This is a genomic window from Agrobacterium sp. 22-221-1 (assembly GCF_053522445.1).
Genome location: NZ_JBNWCL010000046.1, coordinates 1 through 1,272, shown reverse-complemented (window position 1 = coordinate 1,272; position 1,272 = coordinate 1). Strand labels below are relative to the sequence as shown.

At 58.2% G+C, this 1,272-nt stretch carries 1 protein-coding gene; it reads left to right on the top strand.

What is annotated here, in order from left to right; translation table 11 throughout:
• Positions 1-64: 64 nt before the first annotated feature.
• Positions 65-1,254 (top strand): IS3 family transposase gene (locus tag ACQZ5N_RS26365; protein ID WP_113048895.1). Its coding sequence is split into 2 segments (ribosomal slippage): positions 65-314 and positions 314-1,254, totalling 1,191 coding nucleotides; the frame shifts between segments, so codons are not numbered across the junction.
• Positions 1,255-1,272: the final 18 nt, after the last annotated feature.

Genomic DNA, 1,272 nt, shown 5'->3' with positions numbered 1-1,272 from the left:
TGACCTTGCCCCGTTGAAATAATCCATTTTGAAGTAAGCTCTGGCCCATTGAGAGGACCAGGGAATGAAGCGCAATCGTTTTACAGACGAACAGATCATCGGCATTCTGAAGGAGCACGAGGCTGGCACGCCGGTCTCGGAGCTTTGCCGCAAGCACGGCGTCAGCGATGCCAGCATCTATAAGTGGAAAGCCAAGTTCGGCGGCATGGACGTATCCGAAGCCAAGCGATTGAAGACGCTGGAAGACGAGAACACGAAGCTGAAACGGCTCCTGGCAGATGCGATGCTGGACAATGCGGCTTTGAAAGACCTTTTGGGAAAGAAGTGGTGACGCCCGCAGCAAGGCGAAAAGCTGTCGCGCATCTGATGGATCACCACCAGATGAGCGAACGGCGGGCGTGTAAAGCCATCGGCTTTTGCCGGATGACGATCCGTTACGAAACCAGGCGCAGCGATGACTATGACCTTCGCGAGCGGATGAAGGCGCTGGCGCATGAACGTCGCCGCTTTGGATATCGACGCCTTCATGTGCTGCTCAGGCGTGAGGGTCACCTTGTGAACCACAAGCGGCTCTTCCGGCTCTATCGGGAAGAGAAACTGACGGTGCGCAAGCGCGGCGGTCGGAAACGAGCGATAGGCACACGAGCACCGATGCTGATCCCGCTTGCCGCCAACGATCGCTGGTCATTGGACTTCGTGTCGGATCAGCTCACCGATGGTCGCAGGTTCCGGGTGCTTACGGTGGTCGACGATTGCACCAGGGAGTGCTTGGCTCTCGTCGCCGATACGTCGCTTTCCGGTCTGCGGGTTGCCCGTGAGCTGGACCGGATCATCGAGGGACGAGGCAAGCCGAAGATGATCGTCAGCGACAATGGTAGCGAGTTCACCAGCAACGCGATCTTGCAATGGACGGATCGGACCAAGGTGGAATGGCACTACATCGCACCGGGCAAGCCGATCCAGAACGCCTTCATCGAAAGCTTCAATGGGCGGCTGCGAGACGAGTTCCTGAATGAGACTCTCTTCTCGTCGCTGGCTCATGCTCGATCAGCGCTTTCAAACTGGCGCTACGATTACAACGATCACCGCCCACACTCTGGCCTCGGCTGGCTGACACCCGCCGAGTTCGCTCAGACAATCAACCCGCGACGTGATGCGGTGCTGCGCAGCCGAAATGGCTCCGCACCGCACCCCGCCGCTACCGCCCCGAATACAGCAACCCAAAACCGCTGGAGCGAACTCAAAACTGGATAAAACTTGGGGGCAAGGTCA